The organism is Phaeobacter sp., assembly GCF_022825805.1.
Lineage (GTDB): Bacteria > Pseudomonadota > Alphaproteobacteria > Rhodobacterales > Rhodobacteraceae > Phaeobacter.
Genome location: NZ_JAJDWC010000068.1, coordinates 1 through 24,653, shown reverse-complemented (window position 1 = coordinate 24,653; position 24,653 = coordinate 1). Strand labels below are relative to the sequence as shown.

29 protein-coding genes, 1 tRNA gene, 2 pseudogenes and 1 riboswitch are annotated in these 24,653 nt (G+C 60.9%); of the genes and pseudogenes, 14 read left to right on the top strand and 18 right to left on the bottom strand.

The features are described from left to right. Nucleotides 1–327: pseudogene (locus Q0C28_RS07585) on the top strand (hypothetical protein); the annotation flags it as partial. Nucleotides 328–415: 88 nt separating this feature from the next. On the opposite strand, the gene Q0C28_RS07580 reads toward Q0C28_RS07585, so the two are convergent. The 7 genes from Q0C28_RS07580 to thiC form a co-directional block, all read right to left on the bottom strand. Beyond that, on the bottom strand, nucleotides 416–1,162 hold the full coding sequence (locus Q0C28_RS07580; protein WP_293574366.1) for a hydroxymethylpyrimidine/phosphomethylpyrimidine kinase: 747 nt from the start codon (nucleotides 1,160–1,162) through the stop codon (nucleotides 416–418). Beyond that, nucleotides 1,159–2,130 carry a HesA/MoeB/ThiF family protein gene (locus Q0C28_RS07575; protein WP_293574364.1) on the bottom strand — a complete coding sequence of 324 codons (972 nt, stop codon included), beginning with the start codon at nucleotides 2,128–2,130 and terminating at the stop codon, nucleotides 1,159–1,161. Before Q0C28_RS07575 ends, Q0C28_RS07580 begins: the two co-directional genes overlap by 4 nt. Next, entirely contained in the window at nucleotides 2,127–2,720 is a 594-nt protein-coding gene (locus Q0C28_RS07570) for a thiamine phosphate synthase (protein ID WP_293574362.1), read from the bottom strand. Before Q0C28_RS07570 ends, Q0C28_RS07575 begins: the two co-directional genes overlap by 4 nt. 69 nt (nucleotides 2,721–2,789) lie before the next feature. Beyond that, nucleotides 2,790–3,557 (bottom strand): thiazole synthase, encoded by a 768-nt coding sequence (locus tag Q0C28_RS07565; RefSeq protein ID WP_293574360.1) that lies wholly within the window; start codon nucleotides 3,555–3,557, stop codon nucleotides 2,790–2,792. 2 nt (nucleotides 3,558–3,559) lie between these two features. After that, entirely contained in the window at nucleotides 3,560–3,757 is a 198-nt protein-coding gene (gene thiS / locus Q0C28_RS07560; protein WP_293574358.1) for a sulfur carrier protein ThiS, read from the bottom strand. Then, entirely contained in the window at nucleotides 3,726–4,700 is a 975-nt protein-coding gene (locus Q0C28_RS07555) for an FAD-dependent oxidoreductase (protein ID WP_293574357.1), read from the bottom strand. Before Q0C28_RS07555 ends, thiS begins: the two co-directional genes overlap by 32 nt. Then, complete coding sequence (gene thiC, locus Q0C28_RS07550) at nucleotides 4,697–6,511, bottom strand: phosphomethylpyrimidine synthase ThiC (protein WP_293574355.1); 1,815 nt, start codon at nucleotides 6,509–6,511, stop codon at nucleotides 4,697–4,699. The genes Q0C28_RS07555 and thiC overlap by 4 nt, the downstream gene beginning before the upstream one ends. Nucleotides 6,512–6,631: 120 nt before the next feature. After that, a riboswitch (TPP riboswitch) is annotated at nucleotides 6,632–6,753 on the bottom strand. 215 nt (nucleotides 6,754–6,968) lie between these two features. On the opposite strand from thiC, the gene bioB reads away from it, so the two are divergent. The 7 genes from bioB to Q0C28_RS07515 all read left to right on the top strand — a co-directional run bounded on the left by bioB (nucleotide 6,969) and on the right by Q0C28_RS07515 (nucleotide 13,130). Beyond that, nucleotides 6,969–7,946 carry a biotin synthase BioB gene (gene bioB / locus Q0C28_RS07545; protein ID WP_293574353.1) on the top strand — a complete coding sequence of 326 codons (978 nt, stop codon included), beginning with the start codon at nucleotides 6,969–6,971 and terminating at the stop codon, nucleotides 7,944–7,946. After that, the gene (locus Q0C28_RS07540; RefSeq protein ID WP_293574351.1) at nucleotides 7,946–9,094 is read left to right on the top strand and encodes an 8-amino-7-oxononanoate synthase; all 1,149 of its coding nucleotides are present in this window, start codon (nucleotides 7,946–7,948) and stop codon (nucleotides 9,092–9,094) included. The genes bioB and Q0C28_RS07540 overlap by 1 nt, the downstream gene beginning before the upstream one ends. Next, on the top strand, nucleotides 9,082–9,753 hold the full coding sequence (gene bioD, locus Q0C28_RS07535) for a dethiobiotin synthase (protein ID WP_293574349.1): 672 nt from the start codon (nucleotides 9,082–9,084) through the stop codon (nucleotides 9,751–9,753). The genes Q0C28_RS07540 and bioD overlap by 13 nt, the downstream gene beginning before the upstream one ends. Further along, complete coding sequence (gene bioA / locus Q0C28_RS07530) at nucleotides 9,750–11,048, top strand: adenosylmethionine--8-amino-7-oxononanoate transaminase (protein ID WP_293574347.1); 1,299 nt, start codon at nucleotides 9,750–9,752, stop codon at nucleotides 11,046–11,048. The genes bioD and bioA overlap by 4 nt, the downstream gene beginning before the upstream one ends. Before the next feature lie 3 nt (nucleotides 11,049–11,051). Beyond that, nucleotides 11,052–11,672 carry a pimeloyl-ACP methyl esterase BioG family protein gene (locus Q0C28_RS07525; RefSeq protein ID WP_293574345.1) on the top strand — a complete coding sequence of 207 codons (621 nt, stop codon included), beginning with the start codon at nucleotides 11,052–11,054 and terminating at the stop codon, nucleotides 11,670–11,672. Further along, complete coding sequence (locus Q0C28_RS07520) at nucleotides 11,669–12,457, top strand: methyltransferase domain-containing protein (protein WP_293574343.1); 789 nt, start codon at nucleotides 11,669–11,671, stop codon at nucleotides 12,455–12,457. Before Q0C28_RS07525 ends, Q0C28_RS07520 begins: the two co-directional genes overlap by 4 nt. 145 nt (nucleotides 12,458–12,602) lie before the next feature. Then, entirely contained in the window at nucleotides 12,603–13,130 is a 528-nt protein-coding gene (locus Q0C28_RS07515) for a DUF2478 domain-containing protein (protein ID WP_293574341.1), read from the top strand. A 322-nt stretch (nucleotides 13,131–13,452) separates the two neighbouring features. On the opposite strand, the gene Q0C28_RS07510 is transcribed toward Q0C28_RS07515, so the two are convergent. Beyond that, nucleotides 13,453–13,536: transfer RNA gene (locus Q0C28_RS07510), tRNA-Tyr, on the bottom strand. A gap of 120 nt (nucleotides 13,537–13,656) precedes the next feature. Between Q0C28_RS07510 and rlmB the strand changes: the two genes are divergently transcribed. From rlmB to Q0C28_RS07495, 3 genes are all read left to right on the top strand, one after another. Continuing rightward, nucleotides 13,657–14,433, top strand: coding sequence for a 23S rRNA (guanosine(2251)-2'-O)-methyltransferase RlmB (rlmB, locus tag Q0C28_RS07505; RefSeq protein WP_293574339.1), 777 nt, complete (start codon nucleotides 13,657–13,659; stop codon nucleotides 14,431–14,433). A 105-nt stretch (nucleotides 14,434–14,538) separates the two neighbouring features. After that, the gene (locus tag Q0C28_RS07500) at nucleotides 14,539–15,084 is read left to right on the top strand and encodes a YHS domain-containing (seleno)protein (RefSeq protein ID WP_293574337.1); all 546 of its coding nucleotides are present in this window, start codon (nucleotides 14,539–14,541) and stop codon (nucleotides 15,082–15,084) included. Between the two features lie 355 nt (nucleotides 15,085–15,439). Beyond that, complete coding sequence (locus Q0C28_RS07495) at nucleotides 15,440–15,910, top strand: CoA-binding protein (protein WP_293574335.1); 471 nt, start codon at nucleotides 15,440–15,442, stop codon at nucleotides 15,908–15,910. Nucleotides 15,911–16,131: 221 nt separating this feature from the next. Here Q0C28_RS07495 and Q0C28_RS07490 read toward each other — a convergent pair whose 3' ends face one another. The 4 genes from Q0C28_RS07490 to hisA form a co-directional block, all read right to left on the bottom strand. Beyond that, entirely contained in the window at nucleotides 16,132–16,449 is a 318-nt protein-coding gene (locus Q0C28_RS07490; protein WP_293574333.1) for a phosphoribosyl-ATP diphosphatase, read from the bottom strand. Continuing rightward, nucleotides 16,446–17,207 (bottom strand): imidazole glycerol phosphate synthase subunit HisF, encoded by a 762-nt coding sequence (gene hisF / locus Q0C28_RS07485; protein WP_293574331.1) that lies wholly within the window; start codon nucleotides 17,205–17,207, stop codon nucleotides 16,446–16,448. Before hisF ends, Q0C28_RS07490 begins: the two co-directional genes overlap by 4 nt. A 34-nt stretch (nucleotides 17,208–17,241) precedes the next feature. Next, nucleotides 17,242–17,739, bottom strand: coding sequence for a DUF2867 domain-containing protein (locus tag Q0C28_RS07480; protein WP_293574329.1), 498 nt, complete (start codon nucleotides 17,737–17,739; stop codon nucleotides 17,242–17,244). A 149-nt stretch (nucleotides 17,740–17,888) separates the two neighbouring features. Beyond that, nucleotides 17,889–18,611 (bottom strand): 1-(5-phosphoribosyl)-5-[(5-phosphoribosylamino)methylideneamino]imidazole-4-carboxamide isomerase, encoded by a 723-nt coding sequence (hisA, locus tag Q0C28_RS07475; RefSeq protein WP_293574327.1) that lies wholly within the window; start codon nucleotides 18,609–18,611, stop codon nucleotides 17,889–17,891. 134 nt (nucleotides 18,612–18,745) lie between these two features. Between hisA and Q0C28_RS07470 the strand changes: the two genes are divergently transcribed. Further along, a complete protein-coding gene (locus Q0C28_RS07470) occupies nucleotides 18,746–19,159 on the top strand; it encodes a DUF2147 domain-containing protein (protein ID WP_293574325.1) in 414 nt (137 codons plus the stop codon). A gap of 37 nt (nucleotides 19,160–19,196) precedes the next feature. Here Q0C28_RS07470 and Q0C28_RS07465 read toward each other — a convergent pair whose 3' ends face one another. Both Q0C28_RS07465 and Q0C28_RS07460 read right to left on the bottom strand, forming a co-directional pair. Then, nucleotides 19,197–19,448, bottom strand: a complete 252-nt coding sequence (locus tag Q0C28_RS07465) for a WGR domain-containing protein (protein ID WP_293574323.1) — start codon at nucleotides 19,446–19,448, stop codon at nucleotides 19,197–19,199. 239 nt (nucleotides 19,449–19,687) lie between these two features. After that, nucleotides 19,688–20,224 carry a peroxiredoxin-like family protein gene (locus tag Q0C28_RS07460; protein ID WP_293574321.1) on the bottom strand — a complete coding sequence of 179 codons (537 nt, stop codon included), beginning with the start codon at nucleotides 20,222–20,224 and terminating at the stop codon, nucleotides 19,688–19,690. A gap of 102 nt (nucleotides 20,225–20,326) precedes the next feature. Between Q0C28_RS07460 and Q0C28_RS07455 the strand changes: the two genes are divergently transcribed. Continuing rightward, complete coding sequence (locus Q0C28_RS07455; protein ID WP_293574319.1) at nucleotides 20,327–21,058, top strand: AraC family transcriptional regulator; 732 nt, start codon at nucleotides 20,327–20,329, stop codon at nucleotides 21,056–21,058. A gap of 107 nt (nucleotides 21,059–21,165) precedes the next feature. Here Q0C28_RS07455 and hisH read toward each other — a convergent pair whose 3' ends face one another. Continuing rightward, entirely contained in the window at nucleotides 21,166–21,804 is a 639-nt protein-coding gene (gene hisH, locus Q0C28_RS07450) for an imidazole glycerol phosphate synthase subunit HisH (protein WP_293574317.1), read from the bottom strand. Between the two features lies 1 nt (nucleotide 21,805). Next, nucleotides 21,806–22,393, bottom strand: a complete 588-nt coding sequence (gene hisB, locus Q0C28_RS07445) for an imidazoleglycerol-phosphate dehydratase HisB (protein ID WP_293574315.1) — start codon at nucleotides 22,391–22,393, stop codon at nucleotides 21,806–21,808. A 237-nt stretch (nucleotides 22,394–22,630) separates the two neighbouring features. Between hisB and Q0C28_RS07440 the strand changes: the two genes are divergently transcribed. Then, nucleotides 22,631–22,870 (top strand): Lrp/AsnC ligand binding domain-containing protein, encoded by a 240-nt coding sequence (locus Q0C28_RS07440; RefSeq protein ID WP_293574313.1) that lies wholly within the window; start codon nucleotides 22,631–22,633, stop codon nucleotides 22,868–22,870. A gap of 351 nt (nucleotides 22,871–23,221) precedes the next feature. Here Q0C28_RS07440 and Q0C28_RS07435 read toward each other — a convergent pair whose 3' ends face one another. Continuing rightward, entirely contained in the window at nucleotides 23,222–24,553 is a 1,332-nt protein-coding gene (locus Q0C28_RS07435; RefSeq protein ID WP_293574368.1) for an aminotransferase, read from the bottom strand. Next, nucleotides 24,517–24,653: pseudogene (locus tag Q0C28_RS07430) on the bottom strand (IS481 family transposase); the annotation flags it as partial. The pseudogene Q0C28_RS07430 and the gene Q0C28_RS07435, both read right to left, overlap by 37 nt.

Here is a 24,653-nt window from a genome sequence, read left to right as displayed (position 1 = left end):
ATCAACACCGGCGTGACCCAGCTTGATCAGGTGACGCAGCAGAATGCCGCCATGGTGGAGGAAGCCACCGCCGCCAGCCATATGCTGAACACCGATGCCAGCAAACTGGCGCAACTGGTGGCGCATTTCAAAGTCGCCGGTAGCAGCGCAAGCGCGCGCCCTGCCGCAATGCCCCCGGCGGCCAACCAGGCAGCCACCAAACCCAGCGCCCCGAGTGCACCAAGCGCACATGGCGACGACTGGAACATCGAAGAAGATGTCACCCCGCAACCCGCCGCAGCCGCAATCTCCGGCAACACTGCGAAAGACATCTGGCAAGACTTCTGAGCCTCCGCGCCAGATCTTGAATGCACAGAAAACAAAAGCTCCGGTTACTGCCGGGGCTTTTACATGTGGTTCGTCATATTGGTCTTTCTTACACAGGATAGGGGACCATGCGTCCTGTCCTGATCCAATTGTGCACAAAATCACCCGCGGTTTCGCAGGCTGAGAGCAGATCGTGTTTCTGTGCGAGGCTACTTGCGATCGCGGTTGATAGTGCGCATCCGGTGCCTCGTCGCCCATATCGGTGGCGCGGGCGATCAAACCGGGTGGTTTGCTCCGCGGTAAACAGCCAGTCGCAGGATCTGTCGCTGCGCCCATGACCGCCTTTGATCAAAACCGCCTGCGCGCTCTGCCGCATCAAATGTCTGGCTTGGCGTTCCAGCGCATCGCCTTGTTCCGAGAGCGGCTGCTGTGTCAATTGCGCGGCCTCTTCCAGGTTGGGGGTGATCAACGTGCTGCGCGCAATCAGCGGGGTCAGGGGCTGACACGCTAGAAAAGCGGTGCCCGAACTGCTGCGCAGCACCGGATCCAGAATCAGTGGAACCTCTGGCAGACACTCGGTCAGTGCCATGGCGATGGCATGGGCAGCTTCGGCGCGCCCGATCATACCGATTTTGATGGCACGCAGTGTGTGGCTTTCGGCGCCTGCACGGATTTGTGCGGCGATCACGCCCGGGGGGACGGGCTCGATATGCTGCACCGTGTGATCCGTCTGGATTGTCACGGCGGTGACAACAGGCACGACATGGCAGCCAAAGGCCGCAGCAGTGGCTGTGTCACGGGTCAGACCGGCGCCGCCACTGCTGTCGGTGCCTGCAATGATCATGATGGCGCTCATCCGCGTGCACCGACGGCCAGTAATGCAAGACGTGGGGCCAGCGCAGGCCCAAGGGCCAGCGCCGTGCGCCAAGCCCGCAGTCCGCTGCGGCAGGCCAGCACAATGCGCGGGGCATCGCTTGGCAGGTCTGTGGTCAACACTGCCTCCGGCAGCAGGCGATGCGCATTTGTGCAGACCAGCGCTGGCGCTTCGTCGGTGCTGCGCAGATCAATCACATGGTCCCTGCTGCTGAGGCTGTTTCGGCCGATGAAAGGAATGGATGATGTCGGCTCAACCGCGTCGCAGAAGTCAAACCGGCCAATCTGCAACTGCGCCATATCGACGTGGATCATGTGCCCGAGCGGGCTGGGGCTGTGGTCCAGCAACAGTTTCAGCACCATCTGGGCCTGCAGGGATCCGATGGCCCCGACAACCGGCCCCATGATCCCAGCGTCTGCGCAGGTCGCACTGTTGCACGGCGGCTCCGGGAAGATCGCCCGCAGCGAGGGCACCGATGCGCAGACTGCCGCGACATATCCGGCCTGACCCAGCGCAGAGGCGCTGACCAGGGGTTTGTGCAGGCGCTGACACTGATCCGATAGGGTATAGCTGACCGCAAAACTGTCGGCGGCATCCACCACGACATCGGCCTGGGCAATGGCCTGTTCTGCATTGTCGGGGGTCAGATCGCGCGCATGGGGATGAAGCCGCAGTTCTGGCGCCATCGCATGCAGCCTGTCGCGTGCGGCATCCACTTTGTTGCGGCCAATATCGGTCGCGGTGAACAGCGGCTGCCGCGGCAGATTGCTCTCCTCGACGATGTCACCGTCCATTACCGTGATCTCTCCGACGCCCGCGCTTGCAAGATATTGCAGCACTGGGTTGCCCAATCCGCCGGCACCCACCACCAGAACATGGGCGGATGCCAGTTTGGCCTGTCCGTCTGGGCCGACCTCGGGAAGGGCGATCTGCCTGTCAAACCGGCTCATCTGCGGCAGGCCTCGATCCAGGTGGCGGTGCGTGCTTCGGGGTCAGGGGCCTGTTGGATGTCCGTAACCACGGCTGCACTGTCTGCACCGGCTGCGAAAACGCCGGGCAGCCGCTCTGGCGTCAGACCGCCAATGGCCACCAGAGGGGTTGATCCGGCGAGCGCTTTCCAGCGGGTGACACGATCCAGCCCCTGTGGCGCCCATGGCATCTTTTTCAGCAGGGTTTCATAAACGGGCCCGAGTGCAACATAACTGGGATCTAGCGCCAGGGCGCGGTCCAGCTCGGCCTCATCATGGGTCGACAGCCCAAAGCGGATCCCGTGTCGTCGCAATGCCGGAAAGTCTGCGGTGTCCATGTCTTCCTGACCGAGATGCACAAAGCCACAGTTCAGATCCATCGCGGCCTGCCAATGGTCGTTGACCACGAGTTGCGCATCATGCACGGCGCAGAAATCCCGCGCCCGGGCGATCTGTCGGCGCACTTCGTGATCGGGCAGATCCTTAAGCCGCAGCTGCACCAGCCGCACCCCCAGCGGAACCAACAGCTCCACCTGGCTGACGTGGCTGACAATCAGATAAAATCGCTCCATTCTCACTCTCCTTGTTGGGCTGTGCCGCCGGTTCACATCTGTCTGTTCAAACCGGCCTGTCAAAACCCGTCAGTTCAGATCCGCCAGCCCAAGCACCGGTGTCGATGGCACAGCCAGATCGCGGGGGTCCATCGGATCGGCCTCATAGCCCTGTCGACCCGCTACAATGGCCAGCGCCATGGCATGCGCCATCTTTGCGGGATCCCCGGCCTTGGCGACGGCAGTGTTCAGCAGCACCGCATCCATGCCCAGTTCCATCGCTTTGGTGGCATCCGACGGGCGACCGATGCCCGCATCCACAATCAAAGGCGTGTCAGGGAAATGCGCCCGCATCGCGCGCAGTGCATCCGGGGTGCGCAGCCCCTGGCCTGATCCGATTGGCGCGCCCCAGGGCATCAATACCTCACAGCCAGCCTGCAACAGTCGCTCCCCCACAACGATGTCGTCGGTGGTATAGGGAAAGACCTGGAAACCATCCTCTGTCAGGATGCGCGCGGCCTCGACCAGGGCAAAAACATCCGGTTGAAGCAGATCCGAATGGCCGATGACCTCCAGCTTGATCCAGCGGGTGTCGAACAGATCACGCGCCATATGGGCGGTCGTCACAGCCTCCTTCACCGTGTGGCATCCAGCGGTGTTGGGCAGGATCAGACAGTCGAGATCGCGCAACTGGGACCAGAAACCCGCCCCGCTGCCATCGGTCGTTTCGCGGCGCAACGAGACGGTGATGATCTGGCTGCCGCTTTGCCGGATCGCATCCGTTAGTACCGCCGGAGACGGGTATTGCGCGGTGCCAAGCAGCAGCCGAGAGCGGATGTCGGTGTCGTACAAACGCATGATCATCCTCCCTGCATGGGGGCCAGCACCTCCAGGCGGTCGCCCTCGGTCAGGCGCAGCTCTGCGCGTCGATTGCGGGCGACAAACTTGCCGTTGACCGCTGTGGCGATCGCTGGGCTGGTAAAGCCCAGTTCTGCCAATGCGCTCTCCAGCGTATCAGCGGTGATGTCATGCGCTTTGGCGTTGACGGTGATGTGCATCTTGTGTCTCCGGTAGCAGGCGGTCGGCCACCTGCATGGCCATCGCGGGCGCAAGCAGAAATCCGTGGCGATAGAGCCCGTTGAGAAAAAGAGTGCCGCCCAGCTGCGTCACGCGCGGCAGATTGTCAGGAAAGGCAGGGCGCAGACCGGTGCCGGTTTCGACCACACTGGCCTCGGCCAGAGCCGGGTGAAGGACGAAGGCCGCATTCAGCAGGTCACTGAGCGAGCGTAGGGAGACCGGACGGGTCGAGCTGCTCTCGATCATGGTGGCTCCGATCATGAAATGATCGTCTCCGCGCGGCACCAGATAGAGCGGGATGCGTGGATGCAGCAGCCGCAGCGTGCGGGTGATCTCCAATCCGGGGCAATGCAGAATGGCCATTTCCCCCCGGACCGGTCGCAGATCTGTCAATTGATCACCTGCGGGCATGCCAGTGCAATCCAGATCCACCTGTTTCGGGGCAGGGTGGCCCAGCCGGAGGTCCACCCCGGCCTTCACCGCGGCCTGCGCCAGATCGATCAGACCTTGTCGTGGATCCAGATGCGCCTCTTGGTCAAAAAACAGCCCCTGCTGAAATCGACCGGCGAGTGCGGGTTCCAGTGCCTCGATCTCAGCGCCACCGACGCCCTTGTATCCGCTGGTGCGGCGGGCAAAGCGGGTAAGCTCTGCCCGGTCGCGCGCAGGCGCCACCATCAGCGTGCCGCGCCGGTGAACAGGGGTGACATTGCTCCACCAGTCGATGGCGCGGCCCCCGAGGGTGATCACCGCCTCTTCAGCGCTTTCGCGTTCACACCAGGGCGCGAGCATGCCACCTGCATAGCGTGACACGCTGGCCGCACCGATCTCACTGGCGCGATCATAGACCCGCACCTCGGCCCCGCGCTGCGCCAGTTCATAGGCGCAGGCGAGGCCCGCAAGGCCCGCACCTGCAATGGTGATCATTCCGCGGGTTCCGCAGCCTCGGGGGCAGGCACATAGAGTTCGCCGCCTTCGCGGAATTTGGCGGCCATTGCCTCCATCCCCTCTTTCTGCGCTTCGGCACGGATGTCGTGGGAAATCCGCATCGAACAGAATTTCGGTCCGCACATGGAACAGAAATGGGCCACTTTATGCGCCTGTTTCGGCAAGGTCTGATCGTGGAAATCGCGGGCGGTGTCCGGATCCAGCGAGAGGTTGAACTGATCCTCCCAACGGAACTCAAACCGCGCGCGAGAGAGCGCATCGTCGCGGCGCTGCGCGCCGGGCAGGCCCTTGGCCAGGTCGGCGGCATGGGCTGCGATCTTATAGGTGATCACGCCGGTTTTCACATCATCCCGGTCGGGCAGGCCCAGATGCTCTTTCGGCGTCACGTAGCACAGCATTGCGCAGCCGAACCACCCGATCATGGCGGCCCCGATGCCGCTGGTGATGTGGTCATAGCCTGGCGCAATATCGGTGGTCAGTGGCCCAAGCGTGTAGAACGGCGCCTCGTGGCAGCACTCCAGCTGCTTGTCCATGTTCTCCTTGATCTTGTGCATGGCCACATGGCCAGGGCCTTCGATCATCACCTGACAGTCTTTGGCCCAGGCGATTTTGCTCAATTCGCCCAGCGTCTCCAGCTCGGCAAACTGCGCCTCGTCGTTGGCATCGGCGATTGCGCCGGGACGCAGCCCATCGCCCAGAGAGAAGCTCACGTCGTATTGGCGGCAGATGTCGCAGATCTCTTCGAAGTGCTCGTAGAGGAAGCTCTCTTTGTGGTGATGCAGGCACCATTTCGCCATGATCGACCCCCCGCGTGAGACGATCCCCGTCACCCGGTTCACGGTCATCGGCACCATGTGCAGACGCACGCCTGCATGGATGGTGAAATAATCCACGCCCTGTTCGGCCTGTTCGATCAGCGTGTCGCGGAACACCTCCCAGGTCAGGTCTTCGGCGATGCCGTTCACCTTTTCCAGGGCCTGATAGAGCGGCACGGTGCCAATCGGCACGGGGCTGTTGCGGATGATCCATTCGCGGGTGTTGTGGATGTTGCGACCGGTCGACAGATCCATCACGGTATCGGCGCCCCAGCGGATGGCCCAGACCAGTTTGTCGACCTCTTCCTCCATTGAGGAAGTCACCGCCGAGGTGCCCATATTGGCGTTGATCTTCACCTTGAAGTTCCGACCGATGATCATCGGCTCGATTTCCGGGTGGTTGATGTTCGCGGGAATGATGGCGCGGCCCGCTGCGATTTCAGAGCGCACAAACTCTGGCGTCACGTAGTCGGGGATATTGGCGCCAAAGTCGTTGCCATCACGTTCTGCGTGGCAGGGGGACAGCGTGCGCAGCTGGTTTTCCCGGATCGCCACGAATTCCATTTCGGGGGTGATGATCCCGGCGCGGGCATAGGCCAGCTGGGTCGGGGCTTTGCTGTCTTTGCCGCGCAAAGGTGCGGGGCGAACCGGGAACTCCGGGGTCAACCGCTCGCCTGCGACAAATCCGTTGTCTTCGGGTTTGATATCGCGCCCGACATAGCCTTCCACGTCGCCCCGGCCTTCGATCCAGGCGCGCCGCAGCGCTGGCAGGCCTTGGCGAATGTCCGTCAATACGTCGGGGTCGGTGTAGGGGCCAGAGCTGTCATAGACCGGCAGCGGTGCCTCGCCCGCGGTGGGGTGGGTGGCGATTTCGCGCATCGGGACGCGCAGGTCATCATGGAGTTCGCCGCTCACATAGATTTTGCGCGACGCAGGCAAAGCGCCCGTGGTGATTTTCGGGTTGGGGACATTCATTTTGGTGCTCCTCAAAGTCGAGACTTGGAAAAGACACCAGATGAGGTTTGGCTCGGGAAACAGGGGCTGTACGGACCCCTTGTTCAGTCTTGCAAAGCCGGTGGGACATACGGTTCCTGCGGCGATGCAAACCTAGCTTCCTACGCCAGTATCAACTGGGTCAGGTTCTAAGGGTCGCGTCACCGGAACATGGTTCCAATCAGCCTCTCAGTCCCTTGGGCGGGACTCCCCTGCGTATCCAAAGACGTAGGGGAACGCAGGCTTTGCCGTCAACCATAAAGTTAAAAGAAGCTGAGCTTAAAATTTTTATTACTTAAAATCAGTTGCTTGCAGATCGCTGAACAGTGGTTTTGGCACGGATGCGAAACCCCTTGTCAGGCTATTGGTTTTTTATCTATTAATTCAGCAACGACCATCGCAGCGCGCGATATTTTATCTATAAAAATCTGGAGCCACCATGCTGGATGCCACACCGATCCGAACAGACTGGACCCGCGAAGAAGCGGAACAGATCTACAACATGCCGTTCATGGACCTGTTGTTTCGGGCGCACACGGTGCACCGGCAGCATTTTGATCCCAACCAGGTGCAGAAATCCAAACTGCTGAGCATCAAAACCGGTGGCTGCGCCGAGGATTGCGCCTATTGCTCCCAGTCCGCACGCAACGGGGCACAGCTGTCGGCCTCCAAGCTGATCGAAGTGGAGCGGGTGATCGCAGAAGCACGCCGCGCCAAAGAGGCGGGGGCAACCCGCTATTGCATGGGCGCCGCTTGGCGTTCGCCGAAGGACCGCGATATGGCGGCGCTGGAATTGATGGTCAAAGGCGTCAAGGATCTCGGTATGGAGACCTGCATGACCCTTGGCATGTTGGATGACAATCAGGTGTTCCGCCTGCGCGACGCGGGGTTGGACTACTATAACCACAACATCGACACCTCCGAACGCTACTACTCCGAGATCATCACGACCCGTACCTTTGCGGACCGCATTGAAACGCTCAACCGGGTTCGCGAAGCGGGCATGAAGGTCTGCTCTGGGGGCATCGTCGGCATGGGCGAACAGCAACTGGACCGGATCGACATGATGCTGGCACTCGCGACGCTCGAAGAGCACCCTGATTCCGTGCCGGTCAACATGCTGATCCCGATCGAAAACACACCGCTCGCCGATGTCGAGAAACTGGACCCGATCGAATTCGTGCGCTCTGTCGCGCTGGCCCGGATCCTGATGCCGAAATCGCATGTGCGCCTGTCTGCCGGACGCACCGATATGTCCGACGAAATGCAGGCGATGTGTTTCTTTGCCGGTGCGAATTCGATCTTTGTTGGCGACACGCTTCTGACCGCTGACAACCCGGAAGAAGACAAGGATCAGCAGCTGTTTGATAAACTTGGCATCACAGCCATGGCTGTGGGCTGCGACGGCAGCCGCTGATGACGGCGTCTTTTGCACGGCATGAAAAATCACTGGAAGCGCTCCGCACTCGCGGGCGCTTTCGTCACTTGATGCCGCGCGCGGGGCACGACTTTGCCTCCAATGATTATCTAGGCCTGGCAGACAGCGATATTCTGCGTGCCGCAGCCGCGGACGCCTTGGCGCGCGGCGTGCCCGTCGGGGCGGGTGGATCGCGCCTGCTGCGCGGCAATGACAGCGAACATCAGCGCCTCGAAGAGGACGCTGCAGCGTTCTTTGGCACCGAAGCAGCCCTGTTCATGGGCGGTGGCTTCAATGCCAATCAGGCGATTTTCTCCGTTCTGCCGCAACAGGGCGATCTGGTTCTTTATGATGCGCTGATCCATGCCAGCACCCATGACGGGATGCGCCTGGGACGGGCGGAGACCCGCAGTTTTGCCCATAGTGACATCGCAGACGCGAGCCGCGTGCTGGCGGAGTGGCGGGCTGCTGGCGGTGATGGGCAGGTCTGGATCGCCGTTGAGGCAGTCTATTCCATGGATGGCGATACCGCGCCGCTGCAGGACTTTCTGGCCTTCGCCGATGCGCAGGACGCGGTGCTCGTGGTGGATGAGGCCCATTCCACGGGCGTTTTTGGGGACAATGGCCGCGGGCTTGGCCATGATATGGCTGCGCGCCCAAACGTGCTCAGCCTGCATACCTGTGGCAAGGCACTGGGTGTGTCCGGGGCGTTGATCTGCGGCCAGAAGGTGCTGATCGACACGCTGATCAATAAGGCGCGCGGTTTCATCTATGCGACTGCGCCATCGCCCCTGAACGCAGCACTGGTGCGCGCGGCTCTGCACGAGCTGCAACGCAACCCACAGCGCCGCGAACTGGCTTGGCAGGGCATCCATCACGCGCAGGCAGAGGCCAGCCGTTTGTGCGGTTTGTCCGGCGCCCAGAGCCAGATCCTGCCGGTCATCATCGGCGATGACAAACGTACCATGGCCCTTGCCGCCGACATGCAGGGCTTGGGCTATGATATCCGGGGCATCCGACCGCCCACAGTCCCGCGCGGCACCTCGCGGTTGCGACTGTCCATCACGCTCAACACACCTGCATCCGTCATCACCACGATGTTCGAGGATCTGGCCCGGAAAATGGAGACAGCCCCATGTCACATCTGATCGTCACTGGCACCGACACCGGCATCGGCAAGACCATTTTTTCCGCCGGTCTGGTGCAGGCTTTGTCCGCAACCTACTGGAAACCGGTGCAATCCGGGCTGGAAGACGAAACAGACAGCCAGATTGTGGCCCGCCTGTCCGGCCGCCCTGTGTTGCCCGAGGGTTATCTGCTGGAGTTGCCGGCCTCGCCGCATCTGTCAGCCGAGGCGGAGAATACCGTGATTGATCCAGACACGCTCACATTGCCACAGGCCGAGGGTCCGCTGGTGGTGGAGGGCGCAGGCGGGCTGATGGTGCCGCTGAACCGGGATATGCTCTATCTTGATCTGTTCGCGCGCTGGGGGGCTCCGGTTGTTCTGTGTGCACGCACGCAGTTGGGCACGATCAATCACACGCTCTTGTCGCTGAAGGCGCTGCGCGACGCGGGCTGCGCTGTTGTGGGGGTTGCCTTCATTGGGGCACCAGAACCCGCGGTGGAAGAGACGATCTGTGATTTCGCAAATGTCCCGTATCTGGGACGTCTGCCGGTCATTGCGGATCTGACAAGCGCGACGCTGGCGGCGGCTTTTGCCACTGCCATCGATCTGGCGCCCATCAAAGCCGCGCTGGCCCAGGGTGCCCCGGCCAAGACCAACCTGTCACAGGATGTTTCCGCATGAGCCACGACGGTTTGAGCCAGCTGGAGTTCGACCAGCAGCATCTTTGGCATCCCTACACGAATGTGGCCAAGCCTGGCCCCACCTTTGTGGTCAAGGAAAGCGAAGGTGTGCATATCACGCTGGATGATGGCACCCGGCTGATCGATGCGATGTCATCGTGGTGGTGCATGATGCATGGTCACCGCAATCCGTCGATCACCCAGGCGATCCATGACCAGCTCGATACCTTGCCGCATGTCATGTTTGGTGGTCTGACCCATGATCCCGCGATCGACCTGGGCCGCAAGCTGCTGGCCATCACCCCAGACAGTCTGACCCGCATCTTTTATTGCGATTCTGGATCCGTGTCGGTCGAAGTGGCGATGAAAATGGCCGTGCAGTACCAGCACGCTCTGGGCCATCCGGGGCGCAGCGAATTTGCAACAGTGCGCTCGGGCTACCACGGGGACACCTGGAAAGCGATGAGCGTCTGTGATCCCGACACCGGGATGCATCATCTGTTTCAGGGCGCCCTCAGCGTGCAGCACTTCGTCTCGCGCCCGCCTATCCGTCTGCAGGAGGACTGGATCGACGATCCCACACGCAATGGTCTGGACGAGCTGCGCCGCGTTCTGGATGCAGGTCGCGACAAGATCGCAGCCTTCATTCTGGAGCCTGTCGTGCAGGGAACGGGGGGGATGTATTTCTACCACCCTGAATATCTCAATCAGGCGCGCGCGCTCTGTGATGAACGAGGCATCCTGTTGATTTTCGACGAAATCGCCACGGGGTTTGGCCGCACCGGACATATGTTCGCCACAGGGTTTTGCGAGGTGGAGCCGGATATCATCTGCCTTGGTAAAGGGCTGACAGGGGGTCATATCTCCTTTGCGTGCACGATCACCAATGATCGCGTCGCCAATGGCATCGGCGGTGGCGAGCCGGGCATTTTCATGCACGGGCCGACCTATATGGCCAACCCGCTGGCCTGCGCCGCTGCCAAAGCCTCGCTCGATCTGCTGACAGCGCAGTACTGGCAATCTCGTATTGCCGCCATTGCCGCGCAGATGGAGGCAGAGCTTGCCCCTGCGCGCAGCCTGCCCAATGTGGCGGATGTGCGGGTTTTGGGCGCCATTGGCGTCATTGAGATGAAACACCGCGTCTCTGCAGATGAGGCCCATGCCCTGGCCCCTGAAATGGGGGTGTTTCTGCGCCCCTTCGGCCACAACATCTACACCATGCCGCCCTTCATCACGACACCAGACCAGCTCAGCCAGATCACTGCTGGGATGCTGCGCCTGGCGCGAGAGCTCTGATCCATGGAGATGCGCTGGCTCAAACGGACCAATGCAGCCGAGGCCATCGTGGTCTTCGGCGGCTGGGCCATCGGGCCAGATGTGTTCGCCCATCTGACCGGTGCGCAGGATCTGTTGTTTGTCAGTGATTACCGCGATCTGGATGCGGCCTTGCCGGATCTGAGCGGTTACAGCCATGTGTCGCTGCTGGCCTGGTCTTTCGGCGTCGCCTCCTATGCCCATTGGCAGCAGGGCAAGGCGGATCCATTTGCCCGCAAGGTCGCCGTGAATGGCACGTTGATCCCGGTTGATGGCACCTTTGGCATCCCGCCTGAGGTCATGACGCAAACGGCCGAGACGCTGACAAACGCGCGTTTTGCCACGTTTCTGCGCCGCGCCTTCAATGCGCCGCAGCCGCCTATGTCCATTGATGTGGCCGCCCGTCAGCAGGAGCTATACGCTGTCGCAGCCCGCGGTCCGGCGCCCATGGTGGCCTTTGATCGGGTCTGGATCAGCGGGCGCGACCGGATTTTCACCGCAGACAATCAGCGTGCCGCCTGGGCTGATGCACCCGTGCGCGACCTTCCAAACGCGGCCCATGCGCCATTTGCGGAGTTCGACAGCTGGCAGGCGTTGCTGGCATGAAAGATCTCGCCCCACATACCGCAGACACAACCCGCGTGGCGCGAGCGTTTCGCCGTGGGCTGGCCAGCTACCATGACGCGGCGCAGGTTCAGGAACAGATCGCAACCGAACTGGCGCAGATGTTGGCGGCCCATGCACAGGCTGTGGGATTTGACCGCAGCGTCGAATTCGGAGCAGGCACCGGGCATTTGACCAACGCGCTGCTGCAACGATTCCTGTTGGATCAGCTATGGTTGAATGATCTGGTAGATCAGGCCGAACACGGCCTGCAGCCGGTCCTGGACAAGCATAGTGCCACGGCCACTTTCCTCGCCGGTCCAATTGAAACGCTCGTCCTGCCACCGCAGCTGGACCTGATCGCGGCAGCATCCGTGGTGCAGTGGATCCCGGACCTGCCGCTGCTGCTGCACCGCTGTGCGAGCGCGCTGAAACCGGGCGGTTGGCTGGCGCTGTCCAGCTTCGGTACCGCCCATTTTCAGGAGCTTGTCGCGCTTGGCTCACAAACTGGGGCGCCAAACTACATGGATCGGGGTGCATGGGCGCGGGTATTGCCGCCACAGCTTGACTGCGTTGAGATCCGCCAATCCCTCATCACGCTGACATTCGAAAGCCCGCGCGCGGTGCTGCGGCATTTGCGTGCCACGGGCGTCAACGGGCAATCACGTGGTGGCTGGACACGGGCGCAGCTGGCGATCTTCGAGGACCGCTACAAGGAACTGTTTTCCGTCCCCGGCGGGGTGCGCTTGACCTATGATCCGGTGATGGTTCTGGCGCAAAAGCGCTGATCTGCACATGATCTGCACGGGAAGCTGCATCTGACTGAGCCAAGGTCGCTGGCGCCAATTTCTTCAGGCCGGTGCCTCTGGTTGTTCGCGCTGTTTGGCGCTAGCTTGCCGGTCAGGCGATACAAGTTCTAGCGAGAGGCTCAAAATGCAGTTGTCCTATGTCATGACCGAGGAACGCGGTGCCACCGACCGGTTGCTGAGCGCGCTGGCGGAACGTCTGCAGGCCGACGGTCTGCGACTGGCAGGCATCGTGCAAAGCAACACGGAATGCTATGACAACGAGCTGTGCGATATGGATGTGCGCGTGCTGCCCGAAGGAGAGACCATTCGCATCTCCCAGTCGCTGGGGCCAGAGGCCCGCGGCTGTCGGCTTAACCCTGAGGCGCTGGAACGCGCTGTGGGGCAGGTGAACGCTGTTCTGGCGCAGTCGCCCGCGCCGCAGGTGCTGCTGGTCAATAAATTCGGCAAACACGAAGCGGACGGGCGTGGGATGCGTCCGGTGATTGGCGACGCGCTGGCGCGTGGCGTTGTGGTTGTCACCGGCGTCAATCGCATGAATGTCTCCGCGTTTGAGAGTTTTTCGGAAGGCATCGCACAGGAAGCCACCGCAGAGCTGGAGGCGCTCGTCAGTTGGGTGCATCTGGCGGTGGCCGAGGCGGAACAATCTGCCTGACACGCGGGCTGGGCGTGCTCGCTCAACCCCCCCCACCCAAGACATCAATTGACGAGCCCTGAAGGGGGCTCTGTCAACTGTCTTTGCAGGGCAGGGCGGCGGGCTCTATTCCTGACTTGCGCCGGTTGCGATGTGGCGCAACTACATGGCGCGATCTGCCGGCACGATCTATGGGTGTAATCACGGGATCCAGGCGCGATGTGACAACACAGCTACAGCAGTGTGATGGGAAAGCGTTCTGTTCCAGTGACTTAGTGGAAATCACCGCAGGCGGATGGCCACCATCTATTCTCTTTGATTGTTATTGAAAAAGAGAGGAAGATGGTGGGCGACCCTGGAATCGAACCAGGCGTGCGTCTCCGCGAGGGAGTTACAGTCCCCTGCCACACCTTGCGGCCTGTCGCCCACTGTCAGGTCGCTGTTGCACCTGACGTGGAGGCGTGATTACTAGCAGGCCAAACGGGCGTCAACAGGAAAATCGAAAGTTTTTCCCGCGCCTTGCACTTTCTTTCTGCCGGAGAGCAAAATGTCCAAGAAACCCAAATGGGTCGTCGAAAAAGAACAAGCCAAAAAGGCTGCTTCCGCGGAGACCGTCTGGCTGTTTGGCCTGCACGCGGTGCGCGACGCCCTGCGCAACCCCAACCGCGAAAAACTGCGCCTGATGGTCACCAAAAACGCAGAGGTCAAACTGGCCGATGCCATTGCCGAGGCTGGTATCGAAGCCGAAGTCATCGACCCGCGCAAATTCAAACCCCCAATTGATCCGCAATCCGTCCACCAGGGCGCAGCGCTGGAGGTCAAACCGTTAGACTGGGGTGGTTTGGCCGAAAACTGCATCGGTGCTGAGGTGCCGCGGGTTCTGCTCCTAGACCGGGTGACCGACCCCCATAACGTAGGTGCGATCCTGCGCTCTGCGGAGGTGCTTGGCGCCAGTGCGGTGATCGGCACGCGGCACAACTCCGCACCGGAGACGGGCGCGCTGGCCAAAACCGCGAGCGGCGCGCTGGAGCGACAGCCATATCTGCGGATGCGCAATCTCGCCGACACCATCGTTGAGCTGCAGCGCATGGGCTTTTTGGTGCTGGGCCTCGATGGCGAGGCAGAGCAGACCATCGAAACCGTTCTTGATGGGCGCAAGGGCGATCCCGTGGCGCTGGTGCTGGGAGCGGAGGGGCCGGGGCTGCGGCAAAAGACCAAAGAGACTGTCGACCATCTGGTAAAGATCGATTTTGCTGGTGGATTTGGATCACTGAACGTGTCCAATGCTGCGGCTATTGCGCTCTACGCGTCTCTCGCGCGCTGAGGGCGGGCCAAGCGATCTAACCTTACGTCAATAAACTATCACAAATGCGTCAAGGGCCTAGGCACTGCCGGGCCCTGACGGCAGAATTGAGCCATGACAGCACGCGTGCCACACACAGACTTTTCTGCAGCCAACCCGACACTCTGGTCGGGTGCGTCCTACGTCCTGCTCAGAGCCCGCACAGCGGCCCTGTCGCTGTCCGGCGCCATGGCGCTGAGCGTAGGTCTTGGGGTGGTTATGCTGGGCAGCGCGCTTGGCCCGGCAGCGGCCCAGCCTGCCTTGGTGTCGCAGTCCGATGGGCTGGCCGCCGGGGGGCATGATGTGGTCAGTTTCTTTGCCGGTGGGCAGCCCCGCGCAGGGACAGGCTCCTTCGCCATCAAGTGGCGCGGCGCCATGTGGCGCTTTCACACTGCGGACAATCTGGCCCGGTTCGAAAGCAACCCCCATGCCTATGCGCCACAATTTGGCGGCTACTGCGCCTATGCGCTCGCCCAGGGCGTGCTGAAACCTGGCGATCCAACCCTGTTTGTGATCTCCGACGGGCGGCTGTACCTCCTGAATAACCGCGAGGCCATGACGCGATGGCAGTCCAATCAACGTCAGCACCTGACACGGGCGGAGGCGCGCTGGCCGCAGGTCCTGCGCGACTGATCAGGGCAGGGGCTGCCGAGACTAGGCGTCATTTCTCCTGGTCAACGAAAGGGCCCTGGCCAACCTGAGCACCCCGGCCAACGTGAGGAAATGTCACGAATTTGAGAGGTTCCCTTTCCTTATCCACAGGGCGTTCCCATATTATTAACAGATCTCGAATTGGAACCTTCGATGATCTTTTTCACTGTCCCTCGTTCCATACCTCGCGCCCAGGCCTCACCTGGGCGCTTTTTTGTGCGCCAAACGCCGGGTCTGCGGCAGGGTGCGCTACGCTTTGACCTTGTGCTTCGACGCACAACGCGTACCGTCGTCTTAGGCGCCTTAGCACGCATGTGGGCGAGGAATGTGAGGGACCATGCCGCAGTATCACGACACTGACCTGAAAAACGTCCTGCACGCGGTCAAGACCATCGCCGTCGTCGGCGTCTCGACCAATCCCGTGCGCCCAAGCTATTTTGTCGCCCGTTATCTGGGGCTCAAGGGCTATCGCGTTCTGCCAATCAATCCCGGCCATGCGGGCAAGATGTTGTTTGGTCAACAGATCCACGCAAGCCTCAGCGATATTCGCGAGCCGGTGCATATGGTGGATATCTTCCGCCGTTCCGAGGCGGTGCCTGCCATTGTAGATGAAGCATTGGAGGTCTGTGACGGGCTGAAGGCGATCTGGATGCAGATTGGGGTCGAACACGCAGAGGCCGCAGCCAAGGCAGAGGCACAGGGCGTGACCGTGATCCAAGACCGCTGTCCCAAGATCGAATATCAGCGCCTGTTCGGTGAGTTGCGCATGGGTGGCTTTGCCACCGGGATCATTTCATCCAAACTCTGACGGATCGGTCGGGCAGGGCGCTCCCGCCAGTTTCAGCCGTCCTGTCGGACGGCCTCCGCTGTTGGGCCAAGCGCCGCTGCGCGGCGCTGATTCTATGCTGAGACGCCCCTGAGGGGCAGGCTTGCCCTCAAGGGCCTTGCCGAGTGTGTTTCAAAGTGCGCGTCAAGGGCACGCCGCGCTGGCGCGCGGAGGCTGCGCCTCCCTTGACCCGCTGCCTGGCCTCAGCCCTTGGGTCGGGCGGCCTTTTCAGCGATGCCGCTCAGGCCCTGACGCTCGGCCAGAACCGCCAGCACATCATCCAGAGCAACATCCCGCGCCGCCAGCATCACCAGAAAATGATAGAGCACATCTGCGCCTTCGGTCGCCAGCGCGCCCTTGTCGTCTTTCACCGCTTCGATGATGGCTTCAATGGCCTCTTCCCCGAATTTCTCGGCACATTTTTCCGGACCTTTGGACAGCAGCTTTGCGGTCCAACTGGTGTCCGGATCTGCGCTCTTGCGCGCGGCGATCGTGGCTTCGAGTGCATGCAGAACGCTCATGTCAACCTCATCGGGATACCGGCCGCCGCCATGTGTTCTTTGGCCTCTTGGATGGTGTATTCCCCAAAGTGGAAGATCGATGCCGCCAGCACCGCCGCAGCGCCGCCTTCTGTCACGCCGTCCACCAGGTGGTCCAGATTGCCGACACCACCCGAGGCAATCACCGGCACATCAACAGCGTCCGAAATCGCCCGCGTCAGCGGCAGGTTGAATCCTGATTTGGTGCCATCGCGATCCATCGATGTCAGCAGGATTTCCCCCGCGCCCTTGGCGACAACCAGTTTGGCAAATTCAACCGCGTCGATGCCGGTTTCGCGGCGCCCACCATGGGTGAAGATTTCCCATTTGCCAGGCGATACCGTCTTGGCGTCGATGGCGCAGACGATGCACTGGCTGCCGAATTGATCTGCGGCCTCGGCAATCACATCGGGGTTTGCAACGGCGGCAGAGTTGAAAGACACCTTGTCGGCGCCCGCCAATAGCAGCGCCCGCACGTCTTCTTTGGTGCGCACACCGCCACCGACGGTCAGTGGCACAAAGCACTGTTCCGCAGTGCGCCGCACCACATCAAACATGGTGCCGCGGTTTTCGTGGGTGGCGTGAATATCCAGAAAACAGATCTCATCCGCGCCGGCGGCATCATAGGCCTTGGCCGATTCCACCGGATCGCCCGCATCGCGCAGGCCAACAAAATTGACACCCTTCACCACGCGGCCATCAGCCACGTCCAGACAGGGGATGATACGGGTCTTCAGCATGATATGCCCCTTGGCCGCTCGCGTTGGGTTTTCTTTACTGTGCGGGCGGTTGGGATGCAATCGCGCTGCTATTTGGTGCATGGCGGGCAATCCGGCGCAGACTGTCGCGGACGATCAGCACGTGAAAGGGCATTACCACGGCCAGATAGACCCGCCCGAGCCAGTTGTTGCGATGCACCCATGTGCCCATATGGAGCCGCCCATCCCGGCGCAGGAAGGTGATGCGAAAGTTGAGATGGCTGTCATCTGTGCCCAGGATCAGCTCATCTTCGCTGTCATGAAGGATGGGAAACAGCGCATCGCTGCCGCTGTCCGAAACCTCGGTTTTGAGCCCCAGAGGTGCGACAAGCCGGTTTCGCAACCGCAAAAGTGCGGCAGCCCAGTTGGGCATGCTCAGCCCCACCTCCATCGCTTGGCGCGGGCTGAGCGCGCTATGGACCGCATAGCCGTCGATGAAATCGCCAGGCGTCATCTGTGCCCAGATCCGGGCCGTTTGAGGCAGGGGTGTTTTGATGATCTGCGGCGTTGCCATATGCCATCCTTTCAGCATGGGTGGTTGCATAGCAGCAGATCAAAAAACACCACGCCCCGAAACAGGACGCGGTGCCGCATGAGCAGGATGTCGCAGCCACATCCACAGGCCAGCTATCAGCGGCTGGACGATGGGGCAATAACGGCTGGTCAGCCCCTTAGCACCGCCAATGCTTCTTTCAGATCAATGGCCCCGTCATAAAGCGCACGGCCCGAAATCGCGCCATTCAAGGGCGCACCGCAGGATTTCAGATCTTTCAGATCCTGCAGCGAGGACACGCCGCCGGAGGCAATCACCGGGATGGATACGGCGCGCGCCAGATCGGCCGTTGCCTCCACATTCGGACCTTTCATCGCGCCGTCGCGCATGATGTCGGTGTAGATGATGGCCGCAACGCCTGCGTCCTCGAACGACTTGGCGAGATCGGTGACCATCACATCGGTTTCCTCGGCCCAGCCCTTGGTCGCGACCTTGCCGTTGCGCGCATCGATGCCGACCGCGACTTTGCCGGGGAATTCGCGCGCTGCCTCGCGCACCAGATCGGGGTTCTCCACCGCAACAGTGCCCAGGATGACCCGTGCGAGGCCTTTGTCGATCCAGCGTTCGATGGTCGCCATATCGCGAATACCACCGCCCAGCTGTGCGGGCACCTTGGTCTGTTTCAGGATTTCTTCGACAGGGGCGGCATTGACCGGCTCCCCGGCAAAGGCGCCGTTCAGATCCACAAGATGCAACCATTCGCAGCCCGCCGCGACAAACTCCAGCGCCTGAGCTGCGGGGTTGTCGTTGAACACGGTGGTCTTGTCCATGTCACCATGCAGCAGGCGCACGGCCTGACCATCCTTGAGATCAATGGCGGGATAGAGGATCATCTGGGCTGTCCTTCGGCAAATTCAGCTGGCGGTGTTTTGCACAAGCCGGCAGCGGATTGCAACGCGACCTGAGGTCAAGCTTGCCTGAAAAGCCACTTGGCGGCCAGACTGGAGCCAAAGAGGGAGGATTGATGATGACAAAACGGACCATGAAGGGCCTTGCCAAGCGCGCTGTTCTTGGCGGAGGGCTGATACTGGGGCTGGCAACTGCCGCGTCTGCAGATCCAGTATTAGGCACCTGGAAGACCCAGCCAGATGACGGTGCTTACGCCCATGTGACCATGGCGACCTGCGGCGCAGCCGTCTGTGGCACAATCAGCCGGACTTTCAACGACAGCGGGGAATATGCTTCGCCCAATATCGGCAAGACGCTTGTGATCGACATGGTTGCAAAGGGCGATGGGTCCTACGCGGGCAAGGTCTGGCGGCCCTCGAACGACAAAATCTACATCGGCAAGATGGATCTGAACGGCGCGTCACTTGCCTTGCGCGGCTGCGTGGCAGGGGGTTTGATCTGTTCGAAACAGACCTGGACACGGGTGAAATAGCGATCTCGCCCAGAGGTGCCGCCCTTCAGCGGCACGCCTAGAACAGTCCCAGCTGAACCGGGATCGGCACAAAGCCGCGTTTGATATGGCGCTCCCGGTCCTGTTCGGCAGCTTCCAATGCGCTTTGCTGGGTTGGGAAATACCGTCGTCGTTCTTGCCCCCCAGCAGCGCCAAGCGGCCCGTTCACCTGTTCGACGCACCATTCCCCAAACAGGGTTTGGCTCAGGCTCAGTACACAATACCGGTGCTGCCCTTCGATATAGTCGAATTTTTCGAGACGGATCTGCACCGGTTGGTGACCTGCAAGTGACTGTATTTGGGTCTGGGTTCGCCGTGTATGCCCAGTTGTGGATGAACTGTCCATCGCTGTTGCATGCGCCGTCGCGGCAGCGGTGGCCGTTGCGCCACAGATACCGCAGATTTCTGCACAGGATTTAACACAAAAAAGGCCCGGCAAGCTGCCGGGCCTCTGCGATCAGGGTGCCCATCCCATGTGCGCCAAAGGGTGCAACATCGGGCGGGCGGCGATCAGACCTCGCCAGTGTATTCGCCGCGCGCGGGATAATCGTTGGCAATGGCAAAATCCAGCGCCGACAGCAGCTCCGAGAAATGCGGGCGCACGAATGGCATGGTCTGAACCGCGCCATAATACAGTGTCTGTTCCGGTGTCACCATGAACAGGCCCGGCTCGGAGAACAGCGCAGGCTCTTCGATCCCGATCGAGGTCTTGCCGCGCGATGTGGAGATGTAAAGCCCCCAATCCTTGGCCACGCTCAGCGGCAGATCATAGGCAAAGCGCAGGTTCTTGGCTTCGATCTTGTCGGCCATGGCACGGGTGCGCTCTTCGCCATCTGAGCTGACAGCGATACAGTTCACGCCACGGCTGGCAAAATCCTCGACCCGCTTTTCCAGCTCTTTGAGGTAGTTGGCGCAGATCGGGCAGTGCAGGCCGCGGTAGAAACAGATCACGGTGCCGCGCTGTGCTTCTTCTTTGGACAGATCAAATGCCCCATGGTCGAGCGTCGGCAGGGTCAGGTTCGGGGTCTTTTGGCGGGGCAACAGCATGGGTGTGGTCCTTTGTGCAAAGAATGAACATCGTCTTGCCAAGAAGGATGGACCAATTTACGGTCTTATAAATCCGAAAAATCTGATGGAAACCCCGAAATCATGGACCGTTTGACAACTCTGATGGATCGCTTCCAGCTTGCGGTGCGCGCCGCTGACATGGCAGAGGCCAATCTGATCGCACTGGCAACACCCGACGGCACGCCTCAGCGTATTCTCTACGGCACCCGTGATGTGATGCCCGATGTAACAGGCCAAAACACCATGTGGGCCGCGCGGGTGGAATGGTCTGGGCAGAGCAATCCCTTTCTGGCGGCCTTGCCGGAGGTGGTGGAATATGACATCGCCACCAATCGCGAGGCCCACGGTCTGGTCCAGTTGATGAAGTACGAGGCAGAGGGGCAGCATTGCGGTGCGCAATCGGTCATCAACCGGTTGGGAGAGGTCTTGATGGTACAGCTCTTGCGCAACCAGATCCGGCGTGGCGCGACGGAGCCGGGGCTTCTTGCGGGTCTGGCCGATCCCCGGCTCAGCCGCGCCGTTGTGGCGATGCACGATCATCCCGGACGCTTGTGGAGCAATGCCGATCTGGCGGAGGTCGCGGGCCTGTCCCTGTCGCGGTTTGCCGAACTCTTTGCTGCAGCCGTTGGCGAAACTCCGATGGGGTATTTGCGGCGCTGGCGGTTGATCCTCGCCCATCAGGATCTCAGTCGGGGCGACCGGGTTGAGGCAGTGGCGCGGCGCTATGCCTATGCCAGCCCCGAAGGCTTCACCCGCGCGTTCCGCAAGACATATGGCGTGGCGCCCTTGTCGCTGCGCATGGCGGCAGCCTGATTGCGCCCTCGCCTGTCATCTTTCCATAAATACTCAAAACAAAAGCCACCTGCGCAGCAGATGGCTTTTAAAATATCATGATATACCAAGGGTCGGCGTGCGGCGTGTCACGGCGCCCAGGTCAGGAAATTCCCGATCATCCGCAGGCCAATATCCTGGCTTTTTTCCGGGTGGAACTGCATGCCCAACATGGTGTCGCGCCCGATCACCGCTGTGACATCGCCGCCGTAGTCCACATGCGCCAGCCGCTCGGCCGGGTCTGTCACCCGGAAATGATAGGAGTGGACGAAATAGCAGTGATCGCCAGAGGTGATGCCGTCGAAAATCGCGTGGTCATGGTCAATCACCAGATTGTTCCAGCCCATATGCGGCACTTTCAGTGCGTGCTCTTCAGGCGTGATCTTGACCACATCGCCGTGCACCCAGCCAAGACCCGGCGTGTCGCGGTATTCATGCCCGGTGGTGGCCATCAGCTGCATGCCAACGCAGATCCCCAGAAACGGCCGGCCGTTCTGCTCGACCGCTTCCACCATCGCCTCATAGATGCCGCGATGGCCGCGCAGCTCCTCGGCGCAGGCGGGAAAGGCGCCATCGCCTGGCAGCACCAGACGGTCGGCCCGCGCCACCACATCGGCGTCTGAGGTCACTACCACCTCACCTGCGTCCACTTCGCGGGCCATCCGCTGAAACGCTTTCTCTGCCGAATGAAGATTGCCGGATTCGTAATCAATAATCGCGGTCAGCATGTCACAGCGCGCCTTTTGTCGACGGGATCGCATCCGCTTTGCGCAGGTCGGTTTCGACAGCCGTGCGCAGCGCACGCGCCACGGCCTTGAACGCCGCTTCTGCGATGTGGTGGCTGTTGAACCCGTGCAGTTGGTCGATATGCAGGGTGATGCCGCCATGGGTGCTCAGCGCCTGAAAGAACTCGCGCACCAGTTCGGTGTCAAAAGTGCCGATCTTCTGCGTGGGCAGATCCACATTCCAGATCAGGAACGGGCGCGCCGACAGATCGAGCGCACAGCGCACCTGCGCATCGTCCATCGGCAGGTGACATTCGCCATAGCGGTTGATGCCCTTCTTGTCGCCAAGTGCGGCAACCAACGCCTGACCCAGCGCAATGCCAGTGTCTTCCACCGTGTGGTGATCATCGATGTGATAATCCCCTTTGGCGCGGATGGTCATATCGATCAGGGAATGCCGCGACAACTGGTCCAGCATATGGTCGAAAAACCCAACCCCGGTCTGATTGTCATAGGCGCCGGTGCCATCGAGGTTGATCTCGACGGTGATCTCGGTTTCGGCGGTCTTGCGGGTGATCTGAGCGCTACGCATGGTCGGCATGTCCTTGATATCCTGCGCCGCTTATAGGGGTAGGGCGGGGGGACGCTCAAGCCTGACGCGTTAATTGGCATAAAACTGTTGCGTCCCGCGCTCGCGGCAGGTCCAGCACAGTGGTTCGCGACAGGCTGCAATAGGCCAGGGCAGGACGGTCGGCAGGGATTGCCTCTGTCGCGCGCGCGTGTCAGCTTATTGCTCAAACCACGCATTCCCAAACAGTTGAGGGGCACCATGTCCACCTGCGTCTTCATCCAGATCCGCTGCAAACCCGGCACCACCTACAAAGTTGCCGAAGACATCGCGCTGCGCGAAATCCATTCGGAACTCTATTCCACCAGCGGGGATTTCGATCTCTTGATGAAACTCTACATTCCGGGCGATGAAGATGTGGGCAAGTACATCAATGACCATCTCCTCGATATCGCCGATATCGAACGGTCGCTGACCACGATGACCTTCAAAGTCTTCTGAGAACAAGGTCGTCTGACAACACAGACAGACCAGCATCAGCCCCGCGTACCTAAGCGCTGCGCGAGGCGCTGGTGCGCATATCGCTGCCGAGAGGCTGCGGATGACTGCGGATCTGATGAAGAGAAGTCTGATAATCTAGGCGGCGGTGCTCCAATGGTGCGCCGCCGCCCGGCCCCCGGTCCCTCACGGGAAAACAAAATCTGTAGGTCCTGAAATGCTGCGAGAGCAGGCTGACGCTCGCACGTGACCTAACGTCAATCACGGGGAAAAAATTAACCTTTGCTTCAGAACACCACCCGTCGCGTGCAGGCAGCACGTCGTTGAGGCGGTGCCTGAAACACGTAGTCGACGTTACACCGCCAGCAGATCCTGCGCTTTCAACGCTTCATAAGCGGCATCAATCGACAGCTTCAGGCGGCGCAGCAACTCATCCACCTCGTCCTTGGTGATGATCAGCGGTGGGCACAGCGCGACCGCATTCCCGGCCACCGCACGCAGGATCAACCCATTGTCCTGGCAGAGTTTCTGCGCCGTCGCCCCGGCAATACCCTTGTCAAAGCTGGCACCAGTGGTTTTGTTCGATACCAGCTCCAGGGCGGCGATCAGCCCCTTGCCGCGGACCTCGCCCACCAGCGGGTGGTCGCTGAACATGGCCCGCAGCTGGGCCTGCAGATGGTCACCAACCTCGGCGGCATGGGCAAACAGATTGTCTCGCTCATAAATTTCCAGCGTTTTCAGCGCCGCGGCACAGGCCGCGGGGTGACCGGAATAGGTGTAGCCATGGCCAAAGACGCCCACTTCATTGGTTTGATCCACCATGGCGTCATACATCCAGCCAGGGATGACCGAGGCGGAGATCGGAAAATAGGCCGAAGACAGCTGTTTCGCGAGGGTCATCAGATCCGGTTTGATGCCCATGGTGGTGCAGCCGAAGTCTGCTCCGGTACGGCCAAATCCGCAGATCACCTCATCCGCCCAGATCAGGATGCCGTATTTGCGCAGCAGTGCCTGCAGGCCTTCATAGTATCCGTCCGGCGGCACAATCACGCCGGAGGCCCCCGTGATCGGCTCGACGATCATCGCTGCGATGGTGTCGGGGTCTTCCGCCAGGATCTGATCTTCCAGATTTTGCAGAATGCGTTCAACGAATTGGGCCTCGGTCTCATTGCCTTTGCGGGCAGTGTAGTAATGGGGCGAATCTGATCGCAGAATGTGCAGGGCCTCCAGCGGGGCATCAAAATGCGCCAGATTGGCGGGCAGCGAAGTCAGCGACCCTGCCGCGACGGTCACGCCGTGATAGCCGCGCTCGCGGGTGATGATCTTGCGCTTTTCCGGCTTGCCGATCGCGTTGAAGTAATAGCGCAGCATTTTGTAATGGGTGTCATTCGCATCCGAGCCCGAGTTGCCAAAAAAGATATAGGCATCTTCCACAGGCACCATCGCACGCAGTTTTTCTGCCAGGTCCTGGATCGGCTGATGGGTTTTGCCACCAAAAGTGTGGGAAAAGGGCAGGCGGTGCAGCTGTTCGGTGATCGCATCGATCACCTCTGTGCTGCTGTATCCCAGCGACGTGCACCACAGACCGGCGAGACCTTCGATGTATTTGTTGCCATCGCTGTCAAAGACATAGACGCCTTCGCCGCGCTCTAGGTGTGGAGCCTCAATAGGTTGTTCCGATTTAATCGTAACCGGCTGATTGGTGGTTTTGATTTTAGGGCCGCGTGTGGTCTGTGCCAATTGTAGAGATGTGTCCAGACGGGCAGATCGGCGGCGCGGTCGTCTG

Excerpts from the sequence above, each read along its gene's own strand:
- Q0C28_RS07580 (WP_293574366.1), bottom strand. The coding sequence starts at position 1,162 with ATGAGCGCCATCATGATCATTGCAGGCACCGACAGCAGTGGCGGCGCC.
- Q0C28_RS07575 (WP_293574364.1), bottom strand. The coding sequence starts at position 2,130 with ATGAGCCGGTTTGACAGGCAGATCGCCCTTCCCGAGGTCGGCCCAGAC.
- Q0C28_RS07570 (WP_293574362.1), bottom strand. The coding sequence starts at position 2,720 with ATGGAGCGATTTTATCTGATTGTCAGCCACGTCAGCCAGGTGGAGCTG.
- Q0C28_RS07565 (WP_293574360.1), bottom strand. The coding sequence starts at position 3,557 with ATGCGTTTGTACGACACCGACATCCGCTCTCGGCTGCTGCTTGGCACC.
- thiS (WP_293574358.1), bottom strand. The coding sequence starts at position 3,757 with ATGCACATCACCGTCAACGCCAAAGCGCATGACATCACCGCTGATACG.
- Q0C28_RS07555 (WP_293574357.1), bottom strand. The coding sequence starts at position 4,700 with ATGATCACCATTGCAGGTGCGGGCCTTGCGGGCCTCGCCTGCGCCTAT.
- thiC (WP_293574355.1), bottom strand. The coding sequence starts at position 6,511 with ATGAATGTCCCCAACCCGAAAATCACCACGGGCGCTTTGCCTGCGTCG.
- bioB (WP_293574353.1), top strand. The coding sequence starts at position 6,969 with ATGCTGGATGCCACACCGATCCGAACAGACTGGACCCGCGAAGAAGCG.
- Q0C28_RS07540 (WP_293574351.1), top strand. The coding sequence starts at position 7,946 with ATGACGGCGTCTTTTGCACGGCATGAAAAATCACTGGAAGCGCTCCGC.
- bioD (WP_293574349.1), top strand. The coding sequence starts at position 9,082 with ATGTCACATCTGATCGTCACTGGCACCGACACCGGCATCGGCAAGACC.
- bioA (WP_293574347.1), top strand. The coding sequence starts at position 9,750 with ATGAGCCACGACGGTTTGAGCCAGCTGGAGTTCGACCAGCAGCATCTT.
- Q0C28_RS07525 (WP_293574345.1), top strand. The coding sequence starts at position 11,052 with ATGGAGATGCGCTGGCTCAAACGGACCAATGCAGCCGAGGCCATCGTG.
- Q0C28_RS07520 (WP_293574343.1), top strand. The coding sequence starts at position 11,669 with ATGAAAGATCTCGCCCCACATACCGCAGACACAACCCGCGTGGCGCGA.
- Q0C28_RS07515 (WP_293574341.1), top strand. The coding sequence starts at position 12,603 with ATGCAGTTGTCCTATGTCATGACCGAGGAACGCGGTGCCACCGACCGG.
- rlmB (WP_293574339.1), top strand. The coding sequence starts at position 13,657 with ATGTCCAAGAAACCCAAATGGGTCGTCGAAAAAGAACAAGCCAAAAAG.
- Q0C28_RS07495 (WP_293574335.1), top strand. The coding sequence starts at position 15,440 with ATGCCGCAGTATCACGACACTGACCTGAAAAACGTCCTGCACGCGGTC.
- Q0C28_RS07490 (WP_293574333.1), bottom strand. The coding sequence starts at position 16,449 with ATGAGCGTTCTGCATGCACTCGAAGCCACGATCGCCGCGCGCAAGAGC.
- hisF (WP_293574331.1), bottom strand. The coding sequence starts at position 17,207 with ATGCTGAAGACCCGTATCATCCCCTGTCTGGACGTGGCTGATGGCCGC.
- Q0C28_RS07480 (WP_293574329.1), bottom strand. The coding sequence starts at position 17,739 with ATGGCAACGCCGCAGATCATCAAAACACCCCTGCCTCAAACGGCCCGG.
- hisA (WP_293574327.1), bottom strand. The coding sequence starts at position 18,611 with ATGATCCTCTATCCCGCCATTGATCTCAAGGATGGTCAGGCCGTGCGC.
- Q0C28_RS07470 (WP_293574325.1), top strand. The coding sequence starts at position 18,746 with ATGACAAAACGGACCATGAAGGGCCTTGCCAAGCGCGCTGTTCTTGGC.
- Q0C28_RS07460 (WP_293574321.1), bottom strand. The coding sequence starts at position 20,224 with ATGCTGTTGCCCCGCCAAAAGACCCCGAACCTGACCCTGCCGACGCTC.
- Q0C28_RS07455 (WP_293574319.1), top strand. The coding sequence starts at position 20,327 with ATGGACCGTTTGACAACTCTGATGGATCGCTTCCAGCTTGCGGTGCGC.
- hisH (WP_293574317.1), bottom strand. The coding sequence starts at position 21,804 with ATGCTGACCGCGATTATTGATTACGAATCCGGCAATCTTCATTCGGCA.
- hisB (WP_293574315.1), bottom strand. The coding sequence starts at position 22,393 with ATGCGTAGCGCTCAGATCACCCGCAAGACCGCCGAAACCGAGATCACC.
- Q0C28_RS07440 (WP_293574313.1), top strand. The coding sequence starts at position 22,631 with ATGTCCACCTGCGTCTTCATCCAGATCCGCTGCAAACCCGGCACCACC.